Below are 24,885 nucleotides of genomic sequence, written 5' to 3'. Positions count from 1 at the left end.
TAAGCGATGGGTCTCTTTAATCGGATAATTGCCAAAGTTCGTGGAACATCGAGCGCCTCAGCACTCGATTGGAATGAGATTGAGGTTGAACTTCTTGCCTCTGATCTAGGTCCAGCACTTGTCACAGAGCTACTTGCAGCTGCCAAGAAGATGCGCGGTGATGATGCAGAAGCAGCGATCAAAGAGATCCTCGTTTCAAAACTGTCCTCAAAAGATCGTGCGATTAGCAGTGGGCTGCCAACAAATGTGATCATGGTTGTTGGTGTGAATGGAACAGGTAAGACGACATCGGTTGCAAAACTGGCAACTCTTCTGCATAGCAATGGTGACTCTGTCACTTTGGCTGCGGCAGATACTTTTCGAGCTGCAGCGGTAGATCAGCTCACCACATGGGGTGAGCGCATTGGCGTTGAAGTCATCGCTGGCAAGGAAGGCGCAGAGCCGGCATCTGTTGCATTCGACAGCGTTAAGCGAGCGGTTGAAATCGGTAGCAAGTATTTAATTGTGGATACAGCAGGACGTCTTCACAATAAGAGTGATCTCATGGATGAACTTGGAAAAGTAAAGCGTGTGATTGAAAAAGGTGCACCGCTTGCCGAAGTTCTCTTAGTTATTGATGGCACCACGGGTCAGAACGGTTTAGCTCAAGCAAAGATATTTAGTGAGGCTGTTGAAGTAACAGGGTTGATTGTTACCAAACTCGATGGAAGTGCCAGGGGCGGGGTTGCTCTCGCGATTGAAAGCTCCCTGGATATCCCGATCAAATTTATTGGTACAGGGGAGTCTGCTGGGGATTTTGCCGCCTTTGAGCCCGATTCCTACATAGAAGGCCTGCTCGCGTAACCCACTTGTAACAAAAGGTGGCCTTTTGTGACCCCGCCTTAACCTGAGAATCCTTTCTCTGTAACCCAGCTGATGCATCTTTACGCCATCTCAACGACGAGTGTCCCTCATCTTTGGAAATGGAATTAGATATGGAAGACGTAGTTCTTAACGGCGGTGATACTGCGTGGATGTTAGCGAGTACAGCACTTGTACTTCTTATGACTCCAGGATTGGCATTCTTCTATGGAGGAATGGTTCGCACCAAGAGTGTTCTTAATATGATGATGATGTCGATGGTGACAATGGGAATCGTCAGCATTCTGTGGGTCATTTATGGATTCGAATTAGCCTTTGGCTATTCTGGAGATTCACCTTGGTATGGAGGAATTGGGTTTAGTGGTTTTGGTGGAATGGTAAATGACTTAACCAATAATGGTGGCGTGTATCCAATTCCTGTTCTTGTCTTTGCAGCATTCCAATTGATGTTTGCAATTATTACTCCTGCGCTGATTTCCGGAGCAATTGCTGATCGCGCGAAGTTCACGTCATGGGCAGTATTCGTTGCTATCTGGTCAACCGTTGTCTATTTCCCAGTGGCTCACTGGGTATTTGCTTTTGGAAACAAAGTTGGAGATACCGTTACAGGAACTGGCTATCTTGCAGGCAAGGGTCTTGAAGACTTCGCTGGTGGAACTGCTGTTCACATCAATGCCGGTGCAGCAGGACTTGCACTTGCCATCGTTCTTGGAAAGCGCATCGGATGGCGTAAGGAATCAATGCGTCCACATTCACTTCCACTCGTGATGCTTGGCGCAGGTCTCTTGTGGTTTGGATGGTTTGGATTTAATGCTGGATCTTCCCTTGCTGCAAATGGCATTGCTGGTCTTGCATTTATGAATACACAAGTTGCAGCAGCTGGCGCAGTACTTGGCTGGTTGCTCGTTGAGAAGATTCGCAACGGACATGCCACATCGCTCGGAGCAGCATCTGGTGTTGTTGCGGGTCTTGTGGCGATCACACCGGCTTGCGCATTCGTTGCCCCCTGGGCTGCCGTTGTTATTGGCCTCATCGCTGGCATCCTCTGCTCCTTGGCAGTTGGACTTAAGTTCAAGTTCGGTCTGGATGATTCCCTCGATGTTGTTGGCGTTCACTTAGTGGGCGGAATCTGGGGCTCTCTTTCAGTAGGCTTCTTTGGAACTAGCGTCGTCAATAGCGTTGGTGTCGATGGAATCTTCTATGGTGGAGGCTCCGATCTCCTGGCGAAGCAAGCACTTGGCGTTGGCCTAGTGGCGGCGTACTCTTTCATTGCAACTCTGATCATCGGTTTTGCAATCGAAAAGACAATCGGCTTCCGTGTTACACGCGAGGTTGAAATCGAAGGCATAGACCTCAAGGAACATGCTGAATCTGCTTATGAATTAGCTAGCTCATCTCGTGGAGGTTCATCACTATGAAGTTAATAACTGCAATTCTTAAACCATTTAAGTTAGATGATGTAAAAGATGCTTTGGTAGCTGCGGGCGTTACAGGTATGACGGTCTCTGAAGCCAGTGGCTTTGGCCGTCAACTTGGACATACAGAGGTTTATCGTGGTGCTGAATACACCGTCGACCTCGTGCCCAAAGTTCGACTCGAAGTTCTTGTCGATGATAAGAATGCAGCTTCACTAGTAGATGTAATCGTTAAAGCAGCGTCTACAGGGTCTATTGGAGATGGAAAAGTTTGGACTACTCCCGTTGAGCAAGTTGTACGTGTGCGAACAGGTGAAGAAGGAGCCGAAGCTATCTAGGTAGCGTGTCCAAGATCAGGTCGGTGCTCAAGTAGAGTTCCACCACTATGTTCGACACACTCTCAGGCAAATTCGCTGGTGCCTTTAGCACCCTGCGTTCGCGTGGAAAGATATCTGAGAAGGATGTCGATGCAACTACGGCAGATATCCGTCAGGCGCTTCTAGAGGCAGATGTTGCACTTGAAGTGGTTGAAAGCTTTGCTCAAAAAGTGCGTCAGAGAGCTTTGGAAGTCCTTCCGACTCTGCAATCAGGAACCAATCAGGCGCAAGCAATCTTTGATGTCGTAAACCAAGAGCTCACCGAAATTCTCGGTGGTGGAGCTCGTCGTGTGCGCTTTGCTAAAAGCCCACCAACGGTCATCATGCTTGCCGGTCTGCAAGGTGCTGGTAAGACAACACTTGCGGCAAAGCTTGCCAAGTTCTATAAAGATCAGGGCGATACACCAATCCTTATTGCTTCCGACCTTCAGCGACCAAATGCAGTCAATCAACTTCAAGTAGTTGGTCAATCTGCAGGAGTTCCCGTATTTGCTCCTGAACCAGGAAATGGTGTGGGCAATCCCGTCAAGGTTGCGCAAGATGGAATTGCATTTGCAAAGTCCAAACTTCACAACATTGTCATTGTTGATACCGCAGGCCGCCTGGGTATTGATGAAGAGCTTATGAAGGAAGCAATCGCTATTCGCGATGCTGTTAAACCTGATGAAATTCTCTTTGTTGTCGATGCGATGATCGGTCAAGATGCTGTTCGCACAGTAAAGGCTTTCCAAGACGGCGTTGGCTTTGATGGTGTAGTTCTTACCAAGCTCGATGGTGATGCACGAGGTGGTGCGGCACTTTCGATTGCAGCACTTACCGGTCGTCCAATTATGTTTGCATCAACTGGTGAAAAACTCAGTGATTTCGATATCTTCTATCCAGAACGTATGGCATCTCGCATCCTTGGTATGGGCGATGTCGCAACTCTTGCCGAACAAGCAAAGAAGGCATTTGATGGAGATTCGGCAAAGAAGCTCGAAGAGAAATTCATGGCAGGAGAAGACTTCACACTCGATGATTTCCTTGAACAAATTGAGGCGATGTCCAGGATGGGTTCGATGGGTAAGTTGCTAGGAATGTTGCCTGGTGCAGGTCAGATGAAGAAGCAGATAGATAACTTTGATGAATCAGAGATCACTCGCACTAAGGCGATTGTGCAGTCAATGACGCCGCTTGAACGTCGAGATCTCAAAGTGCTCAACGGTTCACGTCGTGCGCGCATCGCTCTTGGTTCTGGTCGCAAAGTCTCTGACGTGAATGCCCTCGTGGATAAATTCTCAGCAGCTCAGAAGATGATGAAGCAGATGCGCAATGGCGGGGGAATGCCTGCTGGGATGGCGCTGCCCCCAGGAATGCCACCGATGCCGCAAGGGCCCAAGAAGGCTGCCCCGATTCAGAAGAAGAAGTCGAAGTCAGGAAATCCCGCTAAACGAGCGTTGGAAAACGGCTGATTTCCACATTGTGAGCGTAACTGGCAAGATTAGCCACCTGTTACAGGGCCCTCTACCCCGGTAACAATCCAATCCAAAGTTGGACCTCTTGGCTACGCACCCCGCTGTAGCAAATTGGTACGACACACTTTTTAGGAGCACTACTTCTTTGTCAACAAAAATTCGTTTAATGCGCATGGGAAAAATTCGCACACCTTATTTCCGCATTGTTATTACAGATTCACGCAAGGCACGTAACGGACTCTCTATTGAAGAGATCGGTCGCTACGTCCCAGGACAAGAGCCATCAATCATCGAAGTTAACTCAGAGCGCGCTCTGTACTGGCTCGGCGTTGGCGCACAACCATCAGAGGCTGTAGAGGCGCTTCTGAAGGTGACAGGCGATTGGCAGAAGTTCAAGGGTCTTCCAGGAACTGAAGGCACTCTTCGATTTGCAGCTCCAAAGCCTGCAAAGAGCGTTGCATATGAAGCAGCTGTTAAGGCTGCTGCTGCAGAACCTGCAGAAGGTGCAACAACTTTGAAGAAGAAGGCGCAAGAGAAGCTTGCTGCAAAGTCAGCACCAGTTGTTGAAGAAGCAGTAGTTGAAGCACCTGTTGCTGAAGCTGTTGCTGAAGAAGCAGTAGTTGAAGCACCTGTTGCTGAAGTAGTAGTTGAAGAGACTCCTGCAGTAGAAGCTGTTGCTGAAGAAGCACCTGTAGCGGAAACTCCTGCTGAATAATGATTGATGAAGCTCTCGAACATCTCGTAAAGGGAATCGTTGATAACCCTGACGATGTCAATGTCAAGGAAAAAACACACCGTCGTGGCACAACGCTCGAAGTGCGTGTTAATCCTGACGATATCGGCAAGGTAATCGGTCGTAATGGACGTACAGCAAAGGCGCTTCGCACAGTCGTAAGCGCACTTGCTGGTCGCTCAGTACGTGTCGATCTCATCGATACCGACGAGGTTCGTTAACTCTTTAGCACCCATGAAATTAAACGTGGGCCGCATCGGTAAAGCTCACGGAATTCTTGGTGAAGCAACTATCGAAGTCCGAACAGATGAGGCAGAAGATCGCTTCGCCATCGGCGCAGTCTTACAGACAGAAAACCACGGTGAATTAACCGTGGTTTCTGCACGTGTACACAACGGAATTTTGTTGCTCGGCTTTGAAGGAATCGAAGATCGCAACGCCATCGAAGCTTTTCGCAATGAACTTCTCTATAGCGATGTTGATATCGATGCTCCAGGTGTGGATGAAGATGATTATCACGTCCTACAGCTTGTTGGCTGTAAAGCCTTTCTCGTCGACGGTGATGAGTTCGGCGTTGTGAGCGATGTCCTCAACCTTCCAGGCCAAGATGTCTTATCCATTAAGACTGCAACGGGTGAAGTACTTATTCCCTTTGTTCGCCAATTGGTTCCAGTTGTTGATATCAAGAAGAAGATGATGACAGTGATTCCACCAGAGATTGCAGGGAGTATCTGATGAAAATTGATGTCATCTCGATATTTCCTGAATACCTCTCACCGCTGAAGCTATCTCTGCTCGGTAAAGCGCAGAGCGCAGGTCTTGTTGATATTGCTGTTCACGATCTTCGCGCACAGACCAATGACAATCACAACACAGTCGATGACACTCCTTATGGTGGTGGAGCTGGAATGGTGATGCTGCCTGAGGTGTGGGCAAAAACAATCGATTCTGTGATTGCCGATGGTGCTGATTTGATCATCCTCACCCCTGCAGGCAAGAAGTTCAACCAGAAGATGGCTGAGAGTTTTTCAACATCTACTCAACTGATCTTTGCCTGTGGTCGTTATGAAGGCATTGACGATCGCGTGCGCCAGTATTACTCGCAGCCAGAATTCCAAACACGCAATATTCGTGTGCATGAAGTCTCTATCGGCGATTATGTCCTCGGTGGGGGTGAGGTTGCTTCTATGGTCATGATTGAAGCAATCACCCGTTTGATCCCTGGAGTTCTTGGCAATCCAGAATCACTGGCAGAGGAGTCACATAACAGTGAGGGATATCTTGAATATCCGAATTTCACTAAGCCTCAAGAGTGGCGCGGAATCTCGGTTCCCGAGATTCTTTTGAGTGGTAACCATGCCGAAATTGCGAAATGGCGCACACAACAGGCGCAAAAAAGGGCAGAAGATAATTTCTAACTCGTTAGTAACCGAGTGACTGCCGTACTGTTGCGCCCATGAGTGAAGAGTCGGCAGCAATCCAAGCACGTCTTATTCGTGATCTTGAACCTGTTGTTGCAGTTGAGCTCGAACGCCACCTCTCAGTTCAAAAGAACTGGTATCCCCACGAATATGTCCCATGGTCTGAAGGCCGCGATTATGCAGGTCCTCTCAATGGCGATGCGTGGGAAGCAAAAGATTCACGTCTAACTCCCGTTGCTCAGGATTCACTGATTCTCAATCTTCTGACTGAAGATAATCTGCCGAGCTATCACACCGAGATTGCTATCTCTATGGGTCGCGATGGCGCGTGGGGTAATTGGATTGAACGCTGGACTGCTGAAGAAGCACGCCACGCCATTGTGATTCGTGATTACCTGATGGCAACTCGTGGCGTTGATCCATATGTACTCGAAGATCTTCGCATGGCACATATGTCTCTTGGCTATCAGACACCATATGAGAACGATATGTTGCACACCATTGCCTATGTTTCTTTCCAAGAACTTGCTACCCGTATTTCACACCGTAACACTGGAAAGCTTTCAGATGATCCGATTGCAGAAGGTATGATGCAGCGCGTTGCACTCGATGAGAACCTTCACATGCTCTTCTATCGCAATACTCTTTCAGCAGCGCTCGATATGGAACCAAATGCTGCAATGCGAGCAATTGCGGATGTCGTCACTAACTTTGATATGCCAGGTGCGAATATGCCAGGCTTTGGTCGCAAGGCTGTGCAGATCGCACTTGCTGGAATTTATGATCTCCAGCAGCACCTCGATGATGTTGTTGCGCCCGTTCTTCGTGCGTGGAATGTATTCGAGCGCACTGATCTCTCAGGCGATGGCCTCAAGGCACGTGAAGAGCTCAGCGCATTTATGGATGCGACTTATAAGACTGCTGCGACATTTAACGATAAGCGTGAAGTCCACTTCGAGCGTCAAATAGCTCGTGGTATTCAACCAATTCGCATCACTAACTAGACCTCAAATAAGATAGGTGCCATGGCGCGCACTTATCTGGTTGAGACCTACGGGTGTCAGATGAACGTGCACGATTCTGAACGTATTGCCGGATTGCTCGATGAAGCAGGATATTTGCCAGTTCCTGAAGGACAACAAGCAGATATCGTCGTCTTTAATACATGTGCTGTGCGTGAGAACGCAGACAATAAACTCTATGGAAATTTGAGTTTCTTAGCTCCCATTAAGAAGAAGAATCCAGCAATGCAGATTGCCGTGGGTGGATGTCTTGCTCAGAAAGATCAATCAATCATTCTCAAGAAAGCTCCCTACGTGGATGTGGTCTTTGGTACACATAATGTTGGCTCCCTTCCTGTGCTTCTAGAGCGTGCACGCATTGAAGAAGAGTCACAGATTGAGATTCTTGAAGCTCTCGAGCATTTCCCATCAACGCTTCCAGCGCGCAGATTCTCAGCCTTCACATCGTGGGTTTCAGTGTCAGTGGGCTGCAATAACACCTGCACCTTCTGCATCGTGCCCACTTTGCGTGGGGTTGAAAAAGATCGCCCAGCAGTTGATGTTCTGACAGAAATGCGAGCATTGGTAGATCAAGGCGTCATTGAGATAACGCTGCTTGGACAGAATGTGAATGCATACGGTGTTGAATTCGGCGATCGTGGCGCTTTTGCAAAGCTACTGCGTGAGGCGGGCAAGATTGAGGGGCTTGAGCGTGTTCGCTTTATGTCACCGCACCCACGAGATTTCACTGATGATGTCATTGAAGCTATGGCGCAGACTCCTAATGTGATGCCGCATCTGCATATGCCACTTCAATCAGGAAGCGATGCAATCTTGCAGACCATGAGACGCTCTTATAGAACTGATAAGTACTTAGGGATTTTGGAGCGAGTTCGAACTGCGATGCCACAGGCCATGATTACAACCGACATCATCGTTGGATTCCCTGGTGAGACAGAAGAAGATTTCCAAGGAACTCTCGATATCGCAACGCAGGCGCGTTTTGCAGCTGCCTATACATACAAATATTCCATTCGTCCGGGAACTCCTGCTGGTGCTATGGAGAATCAAGTTCCTGAAGATGTTGTGGGTGAGCGATATACGCGCCTTCATGAACATCAGCAGAAGATTTCACAATCGGTCAATGAAGAAGCTATCGGGACAACACATCGCGTGATGGTCTCTGAAATTGAAGGTCGCCGCGATGAAGCGCAATCACGCATGACGGGCCGCTCAGAAGACTTTAGATTGGTTCACTTCAGCAGCGATACAGATGCACGTCCTGGAGATTTTGTGGATGTGAAGATTTTACAGAGCTCGGCCCACTATTTGATCGGTGATTCAGTTGCAGTTCATCGCACTCGTGGGGGAGATGCTCATGCTGCGCGCACCGCTCCAGCTTCTACAACCCTTGGTATGCCGAAAGTTCGTGCATGAGCAAGGTGATCGTTATTTGTGGTGCAACAGCCACAGGCAAGAGCGATATTGCAATTGAAATTGCGCAAGAGCTTGGTGCTGAAATTATCAATGCCGACTCCATGCAGCTCTATCGAGGTATGGATATCGGAACTGCAAAACTAACTGTTGAAGAACGTGAAGGGATCCCACATCACCTTCTCGATGTTCTAGATGTGAGCGAAGATTCGACAGTCGCTTGGTATCAAGAGCAAGCTCGCGCTGCGATTACAGAGATCCATGGTCGCGGTAAAGATGTGGTGATTGTTGGAGGTACCGGTCTCTACATCAAAGCAATATTGGATGATTTAAACTTCCCCGATACAGATCCAGAAGTTCGAGCAAAGTTAGAGGCTGAGTTAGCGGAATTTGGAGCAGCTGCACTCTTTGCTCGTCTTGAAGAGTTAGATCCTGCTGCAGCACTTGCTATAGATCGCGCTAATACAAGGCGCGTTATTCGAGCACTCGAAGTTATTGAAATTACGGGTATGCCATTTACTGCAAACCTGCCTCGAGAAGATAGTTCGAGATATCCCGATGCCTTGCAATTTGGCCTAGTGATGGATCGCGAACATTTGCGAGAGCGAATTGACCAACGTGTTGATCGCATGTGGGATGCGGGCTTTGTTGATGAAGTAGATCGATTAATCAGCCAAGGTATTGGAAATGGCAGCACCGCTCAGCGCGCTCTAGGGTATGCACAGATCATTGCAATGCGAAGTGGCACAATGACAGAAGAGGAAGCGAAAGAGGATACAAAGCGAGCAAGTAGGCAATATGCCCGTCGCCAAGAGACCTGGTTCTCTCGTGATGCTCGCATTCAGTGGGTTGCACAGCACCAACCTCGTCTTGAAACTATCCTCCAGAAGATAAACTCATAACATCATGACGCATCCAGTAATTGGCACATATGGCCACGGAACTGAGAATGACTTTGTCCTCATTTTTGACCCAGAAAATGATGTCTCTATTACTGAATCACAGATCGCTGCAATCTGTAATCGCGCCACTGGAATTGGTGCGGATGGGCTTATCCGCATTGTGAAGAACGACGGCAAATGGTTTATGGATTACCGCAATGCCGATGGTTCGATCGCTGAGATGTGCGGCAATGGAATTCGTGTGATGGCAAAATATCTTGTCACACGTTCGATTCAACCTGAAGGAATCTTTGCCATTGATACCAGGGCTGGAATGAAGCATTTGCGTGTGCCAATGGATGGAGATATCTCAGTGAATATGGGTCATGTCACTGATGAGATGGAAGAGATTGAAGCCAGCAATAACGGCCATACCTGGAGTGGATACAACATCAATGTGGGAAACCCTCATGCGGTTGTCTTTGTGGATTCCTTAGAAGATGTTGGTTCACTTGCTGATGCACCTGCTGTAGCTCCTGCATCCTCATACCCAGAAGGTGTTAACGTTGAATTTGTTGAGCTCCTGCCTAACTTTGAAGCAAAGATGCGAGTACACGAACGTGGAAGTGGAGAGACTCGCTCCTGTGGCACTGGAACATGCGCTGTCGCACTTGCTGCAACCCTAAAGACAAATGGAAAACTTCCATCTCGATGGACTATCTACCCACCAGGTGGACGTTTGATTGTTGATATTGATGGCCATTCCAATGCCACATTGACTGGGCCTGCTGTCATTCTTGAAGATCACGACCTCACAAAGTTCTTAGCGTAATGACGACTCCTGAGGACGGCTACGACAAGTTATTCGATGAACTCCTACGTGAGAGTGCGCGAGCTGCTGCTGATTTTGATTACGATGAGAGTGATTTTCAAGAAAATGATCAACAAGAGCTTTCAGACCGTAATGCTCTCCGTCGTATCAAGGGTTTCTCTACTGAACTTCAAGATATTTCTGAGGCTGAATACCGCCAGCTTCAATTAGAGCGAGTTGTGTTAGTGGGTGTGTGGACTGAAGGAACTGCTGAGATGGCAGAAAATTCCATGGCAGAGCTCAAAGCACTTGCTGAAACAGCCGGTTCTGAAGTTATGGATGCACTCATTCAAAGACGCGATAAACCAGATCCTGCAACATACATTGGTTCTGGAAAGCTCATTGAACTTCGTCAGATTGTTGTGGCAACGGGCGCCGACACCGTTGTCTGCGATGGTGAACTTTCTCCAGCACAACTACGTACCTTAGAAGATAAGTTGAAGGTCAAGGTTGTCGATCGAGTTGCGTTGATTCTCGATATTTTTGCTCAGCATGCAAAGAGTAAGGAAGGTAAGGCGCAGGTTGAGCTTGCACAGATTGCCTACCTTCTTCCACGTCTTCGCGGCTGGGGTGATTCACTCTCGCGCCAGGTGGGTGGTCGCGCAGCAGGTGGAGCAGGTATTGGTGGCCGAGGCCCTGGTGAGACAAAGATTGAAACTGATCGCCGTCGTATTCGCGACAAGATGGCGAAGTTGCGCCGTGAAATCGCTGAGATGAAAGTTTCTCGCGATACCAAGCGCCAAGAGCGTAAGCGATTTAATATCCCATCGGTTGCAATCGCTGGTTATACCAATGCTGGTAAATCATCACTGCTCAATGCACTGACAGGTGCGGGGGTACTTGTTGAGAATGCACTCTTTGCAACACTAGATCCAACTGTGCGTAAGTGTGAAACGGCAGAGGGACGCGTTTATACGCTCTCTGACACAGTTGGATTCGTGCGCCACCTTCCTCATCAATTGGTCGATGCCTTTAAATCCACTCTTGAAGAGGTATCTGGGGCAGATCTGATTGTGCACGTTGTCGATGGCTCACACTCTGATCCCTTTGAACAAATTCGTGCGGTCAGGCAAGTTATTACTGAAATTGGCGGGGGAGACATCCCTGAAATCATCGCAATCAATAAGGTGGATATTGCAAGCCCTGATGTTGTGATGGAGATTTTGCGCAGAGAACCGAACAGTTATGCATTCTCCGTCCGCTCCGGATTTGGTGTTGATGGATTAGTCCATGCAATTGAGAAATCACTGCCACATCCGAGTGTGGAAATCACAACTGTTATTCCTTATCAACGCGGCGATCTTGTGAGCGCTATCCATGAGCATGGTGAAATCCTCAGTGAAGAACATCTGGCAGAAGGAACGGCAATCCATGCCTATGTTGATGGTGGGCTGGCAAAAGCGATTGAAATTGCCACCTCAAAGCAGGAATAAAGGCGACACGCCGTCGGTTGTATGGTCTATACAGGAGAGAATGCGCAACTATTCGCGCATGTCGGGTAACTTCACCCGCTCATAAGAGATCTATGGAAGCGAGGTGATAGCAGTGGCAACAGATTACGACACACCCAGAAAGACCGACGAGGAGCTTCACGAAGAATCGTTAGAAGAACTCAAAGCTAAGCGCGTTGATGCACAATCAGGACAGATTGATGTTGATGAGGCAGAAGCTGCAGAGAATCTTGAACTTCCAGGAGCAGACCTTTCGGGTGAGCAACTAGCAGTTCGAGTTGTTCCAGTTCAGTTAGATGAATTCACCTGTTCACGTTGTTTCTTGATTCATCACATCACACAACTTGCTAAGGGCGAAGGCGCTAAAGCAATTTGTAAAGAGTGCTCGTAAGTTCTTTAGATTTTCTAGAACTTACCAACCAATACGGAGTGGAATCACGTTGATCCTTAAGCGTGATTTTCACACCCGTTGACATCCAGAACTTAATCGCTAGATAAGCAGCAGGATCTGCATCTCGGGTCCGAAGAAGTCTCATTTCATCCTTAGTCAGCAGCTCAACTTTGTCGAGGTATTTCAACTCGATGTGAGCGCGTCCAATGCGCAACTCCTTCTCATCAACAGTTATCTCTGAACGTGCGGAGAAAGCGATGCCAACTATTCCTATGGTTGCAGCGAGCCAAGCGATGAAGGCGCTCTGATTATCAAAAGCCGCCCATATTGCAATAACGAGGGAAAGAAAAAGGAAATAGATGAAGGCGAGAAGCCACAGTGGGGGACGTATCACTTCTTTAAAGGGCACGAGCGCTAGGTTATCGTGCAAATCATCAAGTAACCTATCCACATGAGTCGCGTTGCAAGTACTACGCCTCCTGACGGAGCGCAGATTCCAGAACGCCATCCACTCTCACCAACTACCGGATCACAGATTCCATCTCACTTTAAACATTGTTTTGGTTGCGGAGAACTACATCCAACAGGTTTGCACCTTGTTGCTCATGTCGGACAGGGCGCAGATATCACTGCAGAGTTTGTTGTTACTGAAAATCATCAAGGTGCGCCAGGCTTGGCACACGGTGGATTGCTTTCTCTCGCTTTTGATGAAGCACTTGGAAAGTTGATGTGGTTGCTTCGCGCACCTGCTGTTACTGCTCGTCTTGAAACTGATTTTCTTAAGCCTGTTCCTATTGGGACAAAGCTATACATCACAGCGCGCATTACAGGTCAGGTTAACCGCAAGGTGTATTCAGAGGCAGAAGGACGCTTAGGTGGTCCTGATGGTGAGGTTGCAGTCCGTGCTGCATCTCTCTTTGTGATTGTTCCAATGAAACACTTCTTGGAAAATGCTCCAGCTGAATATATGGAAGCGCTGCGTAAGAACCCTGAACTTCTCTCCTTTGTCGATCCAGAGTTTGATATCAACCCATGAGCGATTTCCAAGTTCTCATTAAGCGACTAGATCCAGATTTGCCGATTCCTCAGTATTCAAAGGGCGGAGATGCAGGGGCGGATATCGTCTCTCGCATCGACATCACGTTAGCGCCTGGTGAGCGCGCACTAGTCCCAACAGGTATATCCATCGCACTTCCTGATGGATATGTGGCACTGGTTCATCCCCGTTCGGGACTTGCCATTAAGCATGGGGTCACCATGGTCAATGCGCCAGGCACGGTGGATGCAGGCTTTCGCGGGGAACTTCAATGCATCATGATCAATCACGATCCTAAAGAGAGCGTCACCTTTAAACGTGGAGATCGCATCGCACAATTAGTCTTTCAAAAAGTTGAGCGTGCGCAATTTGTCGAAGTAGATGAGTTGCCAGGTTCTGGTCGAGGCACTGGTGGCTTTGGATCAACGGGGCGCAAATGACACAACATGAAGATCGCGACAAAGTTCTAGCTGCCTTCGGTGGTAAGAAAGGTCTCATCGACTCTGGAATTCCAGCCGTTATCTTTCTTGTTGTTTTCAATGTAACCGATCAACTCAATAGCGCACTCTTTGCCTCCATTGCAATCTCTGCGATTCTTACAATCTTTCGATTAGCTCGCCGCGACACCATCCAACATGCAATCAGTGGGTTTATTGGCGTGCTCATCTGCGCTTGGTTTGCGAACCGCACAGGAAATGCGAGTGATCTCTACATTCCAAAGCTGCTAACCAACCTTGGTTACGGCACGCTCTATCTTGTGGCAAACCTCGCTGGGTGGCCAATCCTAGGTCTGATGCTGGGGCCAATCTTGGGAGAGAACCTCAAATGGCGAAATCATCCTGAGCGAAAGCGTGCATACATACTTGCAAGCTGGTTATGGGTTGCAATGTTCTTTACCCGTATCGCTGTGCAGTATCCAATTTATCGCAGTGGAAATGTCAATTTACTTGGAACAGTGAACTTGGCTATGGGTTACCCACTCTTTATCGCAACCGCATACGGTTCATGGATGGTGCTTAAAAACGCACCCAAACTACCTACTGAGCAATAAAGCAGCCCTTAATAAGATCTTCAGCAGTAGCTGATGCAACAAAGAGAAGTTCATCTCCTGCGATAAACACATCACTTGGCACTGGTGCAATGACGCGACCATCACGAACGATTGCTGCAAGGGATGCATCATCTGGAAGAGTTACTTCTTCAACAGTTTTGCCAATGCATGTTGATGAATCAGGAAGTGTGAGTTCTACAAGGTTTGCTTGACCTTTTCGGAATGAGAAGAGACGAACTACATCGCCAACGCTGACTGCCTCTTCTACGAGCGCTGAGATGATGCGAGGAGTGGATACAGCAACATCTACACCCCACGATTGATCAAAGAGCCATTCATTCTTTGGGTGATTAATGCGGGCAACAACGCGGGGTACTCCGTATTCGGTCTTTCCAAGTAGTGATGCAACAAGATTAACTTTGTCATCACCGGTTGCTGCAACAAGAACTTGGCAGGTGTTGAGCTGAGCGTTATCTAGGGATGCAATCTCACACGCATCAGCCATGAGCCACTCAGCATCGGGGACAGAATCTATTTTGAGAGCCTTAGGGTCGCGGTCAATTAGAAGGACTTGATGACCATTATCAAGAAGTTCGCGCGCAATAGCACGACCGACATTTCCAGCTCCAGCAATTGCAATTCTCATTCTTTAAGCACCTGGCCCTTGTGTGAGAGCAGTTTCAGCTGCAGCCATCGCATCGTCGCGAATTGTCATGTGAACGAGGTCGCCATCTTGAAGAACTGTGTGAGCTTCAGGAATGAGGCCTTCACCAAGACGAGTTAAGAATGCAACGCGCGCATGGGAGGCGGATTCAAGTTCTGAGATAGGACGTCCATACCAATCCAGGTGAGGATGAACCTCAAGAAGTTGGACTGTGCCTGTTGCATCGCGCCATTCAGAGCGAGCACCACCTGGTGCGATACGACGCAAAATTTGATCTGTTGCCCAGATAACTGTTGCAACTGTTGGAATTCCAAGGCGCTGATAAATTTCCGCACGGCCTGGGTCATAGATACGAGCAACAACATTGGTAACACCATAACTTTCGCGCGCAACGCGTGCTGCCAAAATATTTGAATTATCGCCATTACTCACGGCTGCAAAAGCTTGAGCTCCTTCAATACCTGCTTCAAGCAAGGTGTCGCGATCAAAACCTACGCCAACAACTGTGCGACCCTTGAAATCTGGTCCAAGGCGACGGAAGGCTTCTTTTGCTTGATCGATGATTGCAACGGAATGGCCAGCAGCTTCAAGTTCGATGGCTAAAGATGAACCGACTCGACCGCAACCCATAATCACTACGTGCACAGGAGTAACTTACTACTGCTTGCGAGAAAAATCTCCCTTACGGCAAACTCGACTAGGCTTAGCTTTATGTCATCCACGAAGAGAACAACCCTGGCAGTAGGGCAGAAAATAAGGGTGACGATAGAGAAAGTTGCCCACGGTGGCCATTTCATCGCTCGATTTGAAGGCGCAGTCATCTTCGTCAGACATGCAATTCCAGGCGAAGAATGCGATATCGAGATAACAAGCACAGGTTCTTCATTTAACCGGGCCGACGTTATTGAAGTCATCACAGCATCCGGTGATCGCGTGAGCGCCCCATGTCGATTCGCGCATCGAAGCGGCTGTGGAGGGTGCGATTTTCAACATATTTCACTTCCTCGACAGCGAAACCTCAAGAGCGATGTGATTACAGAGCAATTCGCACGCATTGCGAAGATAGATATTGAAGTTGAGGTCGAAGAAGTTGCTGGTCCTCTGGGATGGCGAACTCGATGCTCTGCAGTCACCACAAAAGCTGGAGCACTGGGGTTCTATCAAGCCCGTTCCCACACAATTATCCCGGTTGATGATTGCCGGATTCTCGTTCCGGAAATGCGATATTCAGAACTTGCCCAGCGCGGTGCCAAAGGTGATCAGCGCATTGAAATTTCGATTTCCAACACAGGTGAGAGAACCATCGCTACCGCAAACTCTCGCGATGAATCTCCACTGCGAGTCAGTGATGGGCCTGATATCGCTCACTACATAGTGGGTGAGAATTCATTTGAAGTAAGCCAGAAATCATTTTGGCAGAGCCACAAAGATGCACCTCGAGTACTTACTGATGCAGTTCTGCAATATGCCAAGGCGCGTGAAGGCGATCGCGTTCTTGACCTATACGGGGGAGTCGGTCTCTTTGCAGCAAGTTTCTTATCGCTTATTGGCGAAACTGGATCAGTTGAAATTGTTGAAGGAAGTAAGAACGCAACGGCGGATGCTTCACGCAACTTTGATGGCAAGAGCAATGTTCATATTCACACCGGTGATGTTGCACGGCTCATCACACGCTTTTCACAAGCTGATGTCATTGTCTTGGACCCACCTCGCGAAGGTGCAGGTAAAGATGTCATCGCGCACTGTGCTCAGTTGAAACCTCGAACAATCGTCTATGTTGCCTGCGACCCAGCAGCCCTTGCCAGAGATACCGGATACCTACGTGATGCTGGTTACCAACTCGAATCTATGCGTGCATTCGATCTCTTCCCAATGACTCACCACATCGAATCTGTTGCGAAATTCATGCCAAGTAAGGTATCTTGACGTCAAGATATCTCCCTTGAAAGAAGAAGCGCGATGAGCAAGAACTCACTTGGAACGAAGAAGAACCTCACAGTTGCCGGCAAAGAGTATGAAATCTTTGATATCTCAACAGTCGATGGTGCAACAAACCTTCCCTTCTCACTCAAAGTCCTTCTTGAAAATCTCCTGCGCACAGAAGATGGCGCCAACATCACCGCCGATCACATCAAAGCTCTTGCGCAGTGGGACCCATCAGTTGAGCCAGATACTGAAATTCAATTCACTCCTGCTCGCGTTGTCATGCAGGACTTCACAGGAGTTCCTTGCATCGTCGATCTTGCAACGATGCGTGAAGCCATCGTGGATCTTGGGGGAGACCCTTCCAAGGTCAATCCGCTCGCTCCAGCCGAACTGGTAATCGATCACTCCGTTATTGCTGATGTCTTTGGCACGAAGGATTCCTTCGAGAAGAACACTGATATTGAATATGAACGCAACCGTGAGCGTTATCGCTTCCTGCGTTGGGGCCAAGGAGCCTTTGATGAATTCAAGGTTGTTCCACCGGGAACGGGAATTGTTCACCAAGTAAATATTGAATACTTAGCGCGCGTTGTAATGACTCGAACAGTCAACGGTGTGTTGCGCGCATACCCTGACACTGTCGTGGGAACAGATTCACACACAACCATGGTCAACGGACTCGGTGTTCTTGGTTGGGGTGTTGGCGGCATCGAAGCAGAGGCAGCACTCCTTGGCCAGCCAGTCTCAATGCTTATTCCACGCGTTGTCGGATTTAAGCTCTCTGGCGAACTACCTGTTGGAACAACTGCGACAGATATGGCTCTGACCATTACTGAGATGCTTCGTAAGCACGGAGTGGTTGGTAAATTCGTTGAGTTCTACGGTCCTGGTGTTGTCTCCGTACCGATGGCTAACCGCACAACAATCGGAAATATGTCGCCTGAATATGGTTCAACATGTGCCATCTTCCCAATTGATGAAGAGACGCTTCGCTACCTGCGTCTTACAGGTCGCAGCGATGATCAGGTTGCACTTGTTGAGCAGTATGCAAAGGCTCAAGGCATGTGGCATGACCCAGCTGTTTCTCCTCGATTCTCAGAACATATAGAACTTGATCTCTCGACTGTGGTCTCATCCATTGCAGGTCCTAAGCGTCCGCAAGATCGCATCTCACTGACCGCATCAAAGTCATCTTTTGAAAAGATTCTTCCTACCTACTTCTCCGATAAGACTGGCAAAGAGGCATATCCAGTCAAGGTAGGAGCAAAGGCGACAACGATTAAGAATGGCGATGTTGTTATTGCATCGATTACATCGTGCACCAATACATCAAATCCTTCAGTCATGATTGGTGCAGCCTTGCTTGCAAAGAAAGCAGTAGAGAAGGGCCTAACGTCAAAGCCTTGGGTAAAGACAACTCTTGCTCCAGGATCTAAGGTCGTTACCGATTACTACGACCGCGCAGATCTGACCAAATATATGGAAGCACTTGGCTTCAACCTTGTTGGTTATGGCTGCGTTACCTGTATTGGAAATTCAGGTCCCCTTCCTATCGAAATCAGTAAGGCAGTCAACGAGAACGATCTTGCAGTCACTGCAGTTCTTTCAGGAAACCGTAACTTTGAAGGGCGCATTAGCCCTGATGTGAAGATGAACTACTTAGCATCACCTCCACTCGTTGTTGCCTATGCACTCGCTGGCACGATGGATCACGACTTCGAACAGGATTCACTGGGCAACGATAAAGATGGAAATCCAGTACTTCTGAAAGATATCTGGCCATCTGCCCAAGAGATTCAATCAGTGATTGATTCCTCTATCTCATCTGAGATGTTTAAGAAGGATTATGCAACCGTCTTTGATGGCGATCATCGCTGGAAGTCACTTGATACCCCAACAGGGAAAACATTTGAGTGGGACCCTAAATCAACCTATGTGCGCAAACCTCCTTACTTTGATGGAATGCCTGCTGAACCTAAGCCGGTAACAGATATCACCGGAGCTCGCGTTCTTGCGATTCTTGGTGATTCAGTAACTACAGATCACATTTCACCAGCTGGAAACATCAAGGCTGATTCACCTGCTGGTAAGTACTTAGAGGCAAATGGAGTTGACCACAAAGACTTCAACTCATATGGCTCACGCCGCGGAAACCATGAAGTAATGATTCGTGGAACATTTGCCAATATTCGTTTGAAGAACTTACTTCTCGATGGTGTTGAAGGAAGCTTCACAAAGAATTTCCTTAATAATGGCGAGCAGACAACAATTTATGATGCATCCGTTGCATATCAAGCAGCAGGTGTTGGTCTGATCATCCTTGCAGGTAAGGAATATGGATCTGGTTCTTCCCGTGACTGGGCGGCAAAGGGCACAGCACTCCTTGGAGTTCGCGCAGTAATTGCAGAAAGCTTCGAACGTATTCACCGTTCTAACCTGATTGGTATGGGAGTTCTTCCTTTGCAATTTACCAATGGAGCAAATGCTCAATCACTGGGACTCAAGGGTGATGAGAGCTTTGCAATCACAGGAGTGATGGCACTCAATAACGGTGGTATCCCTAAGGAAGTCACTGTGACTGCGGGGGATAAGACCTTCACTGCCAAGGTACGTATCGATACGCCAGGAGAGGCTGATTACTATCGCCACGGCGGAATCATGCAATACGTACTGCGTCAGCTCCGTGGCTAATCTAGACTGCCTCCATGCTCGAATCGATCAAAAGTCCTAGCGACCTCAAAGCGCTCAGCCTTGAGCAGCTAGCTCAGCTTTCTGAAGAGATTCGCCAATTCCTCATTACTCAAGTCTCTAAGACTGGTGGCCACTTAGGTCCCAACCTTGGAGTTGTTGAGCTAACAATCGCTATCCATCGCATCTTTGATTCACCGAAAGATGTTGTTCTCTTCGATACAGGTCATCAATCTTACGTTCACAAAATTCTGACAGGGCGCGCAGATCAATTCGATAAGTTACGTCAACGTGGAGGAATTGCCGGGTATCCAAACCGTAGCGAGAGTGTTCACGACGTTATCGAGAATTCACATGCATCCACTGCCCTCTCATGGGGTGATGGAATTTCACGTGGCTTCTCACTTACTGGCCAATCTGATCGCCACGTTGTCGTAGTCGTAGGAGATGGCGCACTCACAGGTGGAATGTCATGGGAGGCTCTCAACAACATTGCGGCAGCCACCGATAGAAATCTCATCATCGTCGTTAACGACAATGAACGTTCTTATTCACCGACTATTGGTGGAGTTGCCACATATCTTTCAACACTTCGTGTCACGCGCGGTTATGAGCGCTTTTTGGATTGGGGCAAAGAGGTTCTTACAAAGACCCCAGTCGTGGGAAATCCCATCTATGAAACTCTCCACGGTGTGAAAAAAGGCATCAAAGACATCATTGCCCCACAGGGAATGTTTGAAGATCTTGGTTTGAAGTATGTCGGACCTATCGATGGACATGATGTTGCAGCTATGGAGCGCGCACTTGTTCAAGCCAAGGAATTTGGCGAACCAGTTCTTCTTCACGTCATCACCGAAAAAGGTAAGGGACATAAGCCTGCAATTGAAGATGAAGCCGAGAAGTTCCATGCTGTTGGAATCGTGGATCCTGAGACTGGCACCCCACTTGGTAAATCTGTAACCACCTGGACCAGCGTTTTTTCTGAGGAACTAGTCGCCCTTGGCCATGAGCGCAAAGATATTGTGGCAATTACCGCTGCGATGCTTGGACCTACTGGCCTTGATAAGTTTGAGGCAGCATTCCCAGATCGCACCATTGATGTTGGTATTGCAGAGCAACATGCTGTGACAAGTGCTGCAGGTTTGGCATTTGCCGGAATGCACCCAGTAGTTGCTGTTTATTCCACATTCTTAAACCGCGCATTTGATCAAATGTTGATGGATGTTGCACTCCACAAGGCGGGCGTTACATTCGTACTCGACCGCTCAGGTGTTACCGGTGATGACGGTCCTTCACATAATGGCGTGTGGGATCTGGCACTGACAGGAATCGTGCCGACTATGCATGTGGCGGCTCCTCGCGATGCAGCCAGGCTTCGTGAAACGTTGCGCGAAGCTGTGGAAATTTCTGATGCGCCATCTCTGGTTCGTTTTCCAAAGGGCGCTGTGCAAAGTGATATTCCCGCATTTGAGCGACGCGATGGCATAGATGTTCTCTATCGTGGTGAGAGTGCAGACGTTCTTCTTGTCAGTATTGGTTCTATGGCTGCAATTGCAGTCGAAGCTGCCTCACAGGCATACCGTGAAGGTGTTGGAGTCACAGTGATTGATCCTCGTTGGGTTAAGCCACTTCCACAGTCACTCATCACCATGGCTCAGCGCTATAAGAGTGTTGTTGTGCTTGAAGATGGAATTCGCCATGCGGGTATCGCAAGTTCGATTTCTGAGATGTTCCGTGAGGCAGGCCTTAATGTTGCGCTGCACAGCATCGGTGTGCCACTTGCCTTCATTGAGCATTCAAAGCGTGCAGAAATCCTAGAAGATCTTGGAATTACTGCTCAGAAGATTTCACGCGACATTGTCGAGTGGAGTTCTACTGTGGAAGAGATGCAATTCCCGGCGCATGAAAACGCTGACCGCAAACAGACTCGCTAATTCCTTCACGATCTAAGTAGGGCAAGATTCCGCCGAGATGCATCGGCCAACCAGCACCCATCAACATGCACAGGTCAATCTCTGCAGGAGTTGAAACAACACCTTCATCGAGCATCATGCGGGCTTCCTCCGCAAGAGCTTTCAGCGCTCGAGAACGAACCTGCTCAGCAGTTGATGGAGTTGATCCTTTGTGGACGAGGGCAAGTGCTGCAGGGTTTGGTCCAAATGAACCGTCTTCGTTTTTAATGTAGAAAGTTTTAACACCTTCTTTGACCATAGCCTGCATCGTTGGAGAGATGCGATAGCGAGGGCCAAGATTTGCATTCAGTGTCTCTGAAACATGGAGTGCAACGCCAGGGCCTACGAGGCCAAGGAGTTCAAAGGGAGACATAGGAAAGCCAATACTGCGCATCGCATTATCAGCAGTTGCTGGATCTGTTCCTTCATCCACCGCATCAGTGATCTCGCCCATAAAGCGAGTAAGTAGCCGGTTTACCACAAAGCCCGGAGCATCTTTACAGATGATCATCGTCTTCTTGAGTTCTTTGCCGATGCTCACAGCCGTTGCAGTAGTTGCATCATCTGTCTTTGATGTTCGAGCTACTTCAAGAAGTGGCATCACAGCAACAGGGTTAAAGAAGTGGAATCCCACAACGCGCTCAGGATGTTCAAGTCTCTCACTCATGCGCTCAACAGAAAGTGATGAGGTATTGGTAGCAAGAACGCATTCAGGCCCCACAATCTTCTCCAGCTTCTTAAAGAGTTCTTGCTTCAGCGAGAGCTCTTCAAAGATTGCTTCAATGATGAAGTCACAGCCGGCGAAAACTTGCTGATCAGAGGATCCACTAATAAGAAGTGAGAGACGCCCAGCAGACTCTGCACTCATGCGCTTTTTTTCAACGAGCTTTGCAAGTTCATTCTTGACCCATGCAACGCCCTTATCGGCGCGCTCTTGGTCGATATCTGTCATCACAACAGGACATTTGAGATTGCGAAGCAATAGGAGAGCAAGCTGTGATGCCATCAGACCAGCGCCAACAACACCCACGCGTGAGATCTTGCGAGCAAGTGCTGGCTTTGGAGCACCCTCTACCTTCTTGCGCTTCTTCTGAATCACATTAAATGCATAGAGGGATGCACGAAGTGGATCTGACATGGTCAGATCAGCAAGTGCGACATCTTCTGCATCAAAGCCTTGAGCGCGGGTATTGGTTCTAGCTGCAGCAATAAGTTCTAGCGCTCTCATGGGAGATGCAATTTCTGCACCACCATACTTCTTAAGAGCTGCTGCGCGACCTGCAGCAAGTGCTGAATCCCATGCAGGATCATTCGAATAATCTTTGCGCTCTATCTTTGTTGCACCACTTAAGACAGATGCAGCAAATGCGACAGATTTTTCAAGAAAATCAGCGGGTGCATAGACGGCATCAACGATTCCAAGGCCGAGTGCATCCTTAGATTTCATCATTGTGTTGTTATTGAGTGCGTTGCCGATAATGATTTGAACAGCGCGTTCTGGTCCAATTAACTTAGGAACAATCGTTGCTCCACCCCAGCCAGGAACGAGTCCCAGGAAGACCTCAGGTAATCCGGTGAGCGCTGTTGCAGATAATGTGCGGTAGTTGCAGTGAAGTCCGACTTCGAGTCCGCCACCAAGGGCTAAGCCATTGATAAATGCAAAGGTAGGAATTCCAATCTCATCGAGACGACGAAAAACATCGTGGCCGAGCTTTCCAATGGCAAGTGATTGCTCGCGCTTACTCAAGAATGAGAGCGCTGATAGATCAGCACCTGCTGCAAAGATAAATGGCTTACCTGTGATTGCGATAGCCGATGGCTTGCGTGAGGCTGCATCTGTTATTGCAGCATCTAGCGCTGCAAGTGATTGTGGACCAAAAGTATTTGGGCGGGTGTGATCGAGACCGTTATCGAGAGTGATGAGAGCGAGGGTGCCCATAAATCCAAAGGGGGAGAGGTCAACATCGCGAACTAATGCGTTGGTAACAACTTCTTCTGGTGCACCTTCTGGGAGCTGAGTAGCTGTAGTCATTACTTCTTACCTCCAACAAAGTGTGGATTTTCCCAAATGATTGTGCCGCCCATGCCAAGGCCAATACACATTGTTGTAATTCCGTATCGCACATCAGTCTTCTCTTCAAAGGTGCGCGCTAAGTTGAGCATCAATCGAACACCGGATGAGGCAAGTGGGTGGCCCACAGCAATTGCACCACCATAAGGATTCACGCGAGGATCATCATCTGCGATTCCAAAGTGATCGAGGAATGCAAGTACCTGCACAGCAAACGCTTCATTGACTTCAAAGGCGCCGATATCTTCAATCTTTAAGCCTGCTTTACTAAGAGCCTTTATCGTTGAAGGAACGGGTCCATATCCCATCACTTCTGGCTCAACGCCAGCGAATGCGAATGTGACCATGCGAGCTTTGATTGTTAGACCAAGTTCTTTCGCCTTATCTTCACTAGCAAGAAGAGCTGCAGTTGCACCGTCGTTAAGCCCTGAAGAATTTCCCGCAGTAACGCGACCTGCTGGACGAAATGGAGTCTTAAGGCCAGCAAGTCCTTCCATCGTTGTTGTGGGGCGTGGTGCTTCATCAACCGTTGCAATACCCCAACCGAGTTCTGGGCTGCGAGATGCCGTGGGAATGAGATCGCGTTGAATCTTTCCATCGGCATATGCCTTAGCGGTCTTCATCTGAGAGGCGAGCGCATATGCATCTGCGCGCTCCTTCGTTAAATGTGGGAAGCGATCATGTAAGCGCTCTGCAGTTGCACCCATAGCGAGCGCATCTTGTTCCACCAACTTCTCAGCTAAGTAGCGAGGATTAGGATCCATAAGTTCGCCCATAGGGTGGTTACCCATATGTTCAACGCCGCCTGCGATAGCGATATCGATTGCACCCATCGCAATCGCACCCGCAACAGTGGTGGTTGCAGTTAGCGCACCAGCGCACCAACGATCAATGGAGTAACCAGGAACAGTCTTAGGTAATCCGGCAAGAAGTGTGGCGCTTCGACCAATGTTCATTCCCTGATCACCAGTCTGCGTTGCAGCAGCGATGGCAACATCATCGATCGATGCAGGATCCACCTTCGGATTACGTTCTAAGAGCCCTCGCATCGCGCGAACCATGAGGTCATCGGCGCGAGTGCCTGCATAAATACTTCCCGCCTTACCAAAGGGGGTGCGGACGGCATCGACGAGAACAACAGAGCGGACTTCAGACATAGAACTTCCTTCGCTGGTGAGTATGTTCCAAAGGTTACTCGCCAGTAGGG

25 protein-coding genes are annotated in these 24,885 nt (G+C 48.6%); 20 read left to right on the top strand and 5 right to left on the bottom strand.

Annotated elements, in window-relative coordinates; genetic code table 11:
• Window positions 1-6: 6 nt before the first annotated feature.
• The 14 genes from ftsY to A1sIIA65_RS04160 all read left to right on the top strand — a co-directional run bounded on the left by ftsY (window position 7) and on the right by A1sIIA65_RS04160 (window position 12,290).
• Window positions 7-843, top strand: a complete 837-nt coding sequence (gene ftsY, locus A1sIIA65_RS04225; protein WP_095676333.1) for a signal recognition particle-docking protein FtsY — start codon at window positions 7-9, stop codon at window positions 841-843.
• A 131-nt stretch (window positions 844-974) separates the two neighbouring features.
• Window positions 975-2,279 (top strand): ammonium transporter, encoded by a 1,305-nt coding sequence (locus A1sIIA65_RS04220; RefSeq protein ID WP_095676332.1) that lies wholly within the window; start codon window positions 975-977, stop codon window positions 2,277-2,279.
• Window positions 2,276-2,614 (top strand): P-II family nitrogen regulator, encoded by a 339-nt coding sequence (locus tag A1sIIA65_RS04215; RefSeq protein WP_095676331.1) that lies wholly within the window; start codon window positions 2,276-2,278, stop codon window positions 2,612-2,614. Before A1sIIA65_RS04220 ends, A1sIIA65_RS04215 begins: the two co-directional genes overlap by 4 nt.
• A 47-nt stretch (window positions 2,615-2,661) precedes the next feature.
• A complete protein-coding gene (ffh, locus tag A1sIIA65_RS04210; protein ID WP_095676330.1) occupies window positions 2,662-4,104 on the top strand; it encodes a signal recognition particle protein in 1,443 nt (480 codons plus the stop codon).
• Between the two features lie 148 nt (window positions 4,105-4,252).
• Complete coding sequence (gene rpsP / locus A1sIIA65_RS04205) at window positions 4,253-4,822, top strand: 30S ribosomal protein S16 (RefSeq protein WP_095676329.1); 570 nt, start codon at window positions 4,253-4,255, stop codon at window positions 4,820-4,822.
• The gene (locus A1sIIA65_RS04200; RefSeq protein ID WP_095676328.1) at window positions 4,822-5,061 is read left to right on the top strand and encodes an RNA-binding protein; all 240 of its coding nucleotides are present in this window, start codon (window positions 4,822-4,824) and stop codon (window positions 5,059-5,061) included. The genes rpsP and A1sIIA65_RS04200 overlap by 1 nt, the downstream gene beginning before the upstream one ends.
• 13 nt (window positions 5,062-5,074) lie before the next feature.
• The gene (rimM, locus tag A1sIIA65_RS04195) at window positions 5,075-5,575 is read left to right on the top strand and encodes a ribosome maturation factor RimM (protein ID WP_095676327.1); all 501 of its coding nucleotides are present in this window, start codon (window positions 5,075-5,077) and stop codon (window positions 5,573-5,575) included.
• Window positions 5,575-6,258, top strand: a complete 684-nt coding sequence (gene trmD / locus A1sIIA65_RS04190; protein WP_095676326.1) for a tRNA (guanosine(37)-N1)-methyltransferase TrmD — start codon at window positions 5,575-5,577, stop codon at window positions 6,256-6,258. The genes rimM and trmD overlap by 1 nt, the downstream gene beginning before the upstream one ends.
• A 38-nt stretch (window positions 6,259-6,296) precedes the next feature.
• The gene (locus tag A1sIIA65_RS04185) at window positions 6,297-7,265 is read left to right on the top strand and encodes an acyl-ACP desaturase (protein WP_095676325.1); all 969 of its coding nucleotides are present in this window, start codon (window positions 6,297-6,299) and stop codon (window positions 7,263-7,265) included.
• 21 nt (window positions 7,266-7,286) lie between these two features.
• A complete protein-coding gene (gene miaB / locus A1sIIA65_RS04180; RefSeq protein ID WP_095676324.1) occupies window positions 7,287-8,699 on the top strand; it encodes a tRNA (N6-isopentenyl adenosine(37)-C2)-methylthiotransferase MiaB in 1,413 nt (470 codons plus the stop codon).
• Window positions 8,696-9,598 (top strand): tRNA (adenosine(37)-N6)-dimethylallyltransferase MiaA, encoded by a 903-nt coding sequence (gene miaA / locus A1sIIA65_RS04175; RefSeq protein ID WP_095676323.1) that lies wholly within the window; start codon window positions 8,696-8,698, stop codon window positions 9,596-9,598. Before miaB ends, miaA begins: the two co-directional genes overlap by 4 nt.
• Before the next feature lie 4 nt (window positions 9,599-9,602).
• Window positions 9,603-10,409: a diaminopimelate epimerase gene (dapF, locus tag A1sIIA65_RS04170; protein ID WP_095676322.1), complete on the top strand. Its 807-nt coding sequence runs from the start codon at window positions 9,603-9,605 to the stop codon at window positions 10,407-10,409.
• Window positions 10,409-11,881, top strand: a complete 1,473-nt coding sequence (hflX, locus tag A1sIIA65_RS04165; RefSeq protein ID WP_095676321.1) for a GTPase HflX — start codon at window positions 10,409-10,411, stop codon at window positions 11,879-11,881. The genes dapF and hflX overlap by 1 nt, the downstream gene beginning before the upstream one ends.
• Window positions 11,882-11,993: 112 nt before the next feature.
• On the top strand, window positions 11,994-12,290 hold the full coding sequence (locus A1sIIA65_RS04160; protein ID WP_095676320.1) for a DUF4193 domain-containing protein: 297 nt from the start codon (window positions 11,994-11,996) through the stop codon (window positions 12,288-12,290).
• On the opposite strand, the gene A1sIIA65_RS04155 is transcribed toward A1sIIA65_RS04160, so the two are convergent.
• Complete coding sequence (locus A1sIIA65_RS04155; protein ID WP_095676848.1) at window positions 12,262-12,699, bottom strand: DUF3093 domain-containing protein; 438 nt, start codon at window positions 12,697-12,699, stop codon at window positions 12,262-12,264. The genes A1sIIA65_RS04160 and A1sIIA65_RS04155 overlap by 29 nt on opposite strands.
• A 42-nt stretch (window positions 12,700-12,741) precedes the next feature.
• On the opposite strand from A1sIIA65_RS04155, the gene A1sIIA65_RS04150 reads away from it, so the two are divergent.
• From A1sIIA65_RS04150 to A1sIIA65_RS04140, 3 genes are read left to right on the top strand one after another with little or no spacing between them, the layout of a single operon-like run.
• Window positions 12,742-13,326 carry a PaaI family thioesterase gene (locus tag A1sIIA65_RS04150; protein WP_095676319.1) on the top strand — a complete coding sequence of 195 codons (585 nt, stop codon included), beginning with the start codon at window positions 12,742-12,744 and terminating at the stop codon, window positions 13,324-13,326.
• Window positions 13,323-13,766: a dUTP diphosphatase gene (gene dut, locus A1sIIA65_RS04145; RefSeq protein ID WP_095676318.1), complete on the top strand. Its 444-nt coding sequence runs from the start codon at window positions 13,323-13,325 to the stop codon at window positions 13,764-13,766. Before A1sIIA65_RS04150 ends, dut begins: the two co-directional genes overlap by 4 nt.
• Complete coding sequence (locus tag A1sIIA65_RS04140; RefSeq protein WP_095676317.1) at window positions 13,763-14,377, top strand: DUF3159 domain-containing protein; 615 nt, start codon at window positions 13,763-13,765, stop codon at window positions 14,375-14,377. The genes dut and A1sIIA65_RS04140 overlap by 4 nt, the downstream gene beginning before the upstream one ends.
• Here the strand turns inward: A1sIIA65_RS04140 and A1sIIA65_RS04135 are convergent.
• Both A1sIIA65_RS04135 and A1sIIA65_RS04130 read right to left on the bottom strand, forming a co-directional pair.
• On the bottom strand, window positions 14,364-15,023 hold the full coding sequence (locus A1sIIA65_RS04135; protein ID WP_095676316.1) for a potassium channel family protein: 660 nt from the start codon (window positions 15,021-15,023) through the stop codon (window positions 14,364-14,366). The genes A1sIIA65_RS04140 and A1sIIA65_RS04135 overlap by 14 nt on opposite strands.
• 3 nt (window positions 15,024-15,026) lie before the next feature.
• Entirely contained in the window at window positions 15,027-15,686 is a 660-nt protein-coding gene (locus A1sIIA65_RS04130; protein ID WP_095676315.1) for a potassium channel family protein, read from the bottom strand.
• Window positions 15,687-15,752: 66 nt separating this feature from the next.
• Here A1sIIA65_RS04130 and A1sIIA65_RS04125 point away from each other — a divergent pair, with 66 nt between their 5' ends.
• Genes A1sIIA65_RS04125 through dxs form a run of 3 tightly spaced genes read left to right on the top strand, consistent with a single transcriptional unit; the run spans window position 15,753 to window position 21,589 of the window.
• Window positions 15,753-16,967 carry a class I SAM-dependent RNA methyltransferase gene (locus A1sIIA65_RS04125; protein ID WP_095676314.1) on the top strand — a complete coding sequence of 405 codons (1,215 nt, stop codon included), beginning with the start codon at window positions 15,753-15,755 and terminating at the stop codon, window positions 16,965-16,967.
• A gap of 33 nt (window positions 16,968-17,000) precedes the next feature.
• Complete coding sequence (gene acnA / locus A1sIIA65_RS04120) at window positions 17,001-19,658, top strand: aconitate hydratase AcnA (RefSeq protein ID WP_095676313.1); 2,658 nt, start codon at window positions 17,001-17,003, stop codon at window positions 19,656-19,658.
• Between the two features lie 14 nt (window positions 19,659-19,672).
• Window positions 19,673-21,589 (top strand): 1-deoxy-D-xylulose-5-phosphate synthase, encoded by a 1,917-nt coding sequence (gene dxs / locus A1sIIA65_RS04115; RefSeq protein ID WP_095676312.1) that lies wholly within the window; start codon window positions 19,673-19,675, stop codon window positions 21,587-21,589.
• On the opposite strand, the gene A1sIIA65_RS04110 is transcribed toward dxs, so the two are convergent.
• Entirely contained in the window at window positions 21,528-23,639 is a 2,112-nt protein-coding gene (locus tag A1sIIA65_RS04110) for a 3-hydroxyacyl-CoA dehydrogenase NAD-binding domain-containing protein (RefSeq protein ID WP_095676311.1), read from the bottom strand. The two genes, dxs and A1sIIA65_RS04110, sit on opposite strands and share 62 nt — an antisense overlap.
• A complete protein-coding gene (locus A1sIIA65_RS04105; RefSeq protein ID WP_095676310.1) occupies window positions 23,639-24,835 on the bottom strand; it encodes a thiolase family protein in 1,197 nt (398 codons plus the stop codon). The genes A1sIIA65_RS04110 and A1sIIA65_RS04105 overlap by 1 nt, the downstream gene beginning before the upstream one ends.
• Between the last annotated feature and the right edge of the window lie 50 nt (window positions 24,836-24,885).

This window comes from Candidatus Planktophila dulcis (assembly GCF_002288225.1).
Taxonomy (GTDB): Bacteria; Actinomycetota; Actinomycetes; order Nanopelagicales; family Nanopelagicaceae; genus Planktophila; species Planktophila dulcis.
Note: the sequence above shows the minus strand (reverse complement) of the source record. Positions and strands in the feature narration are given on the sequence as shown.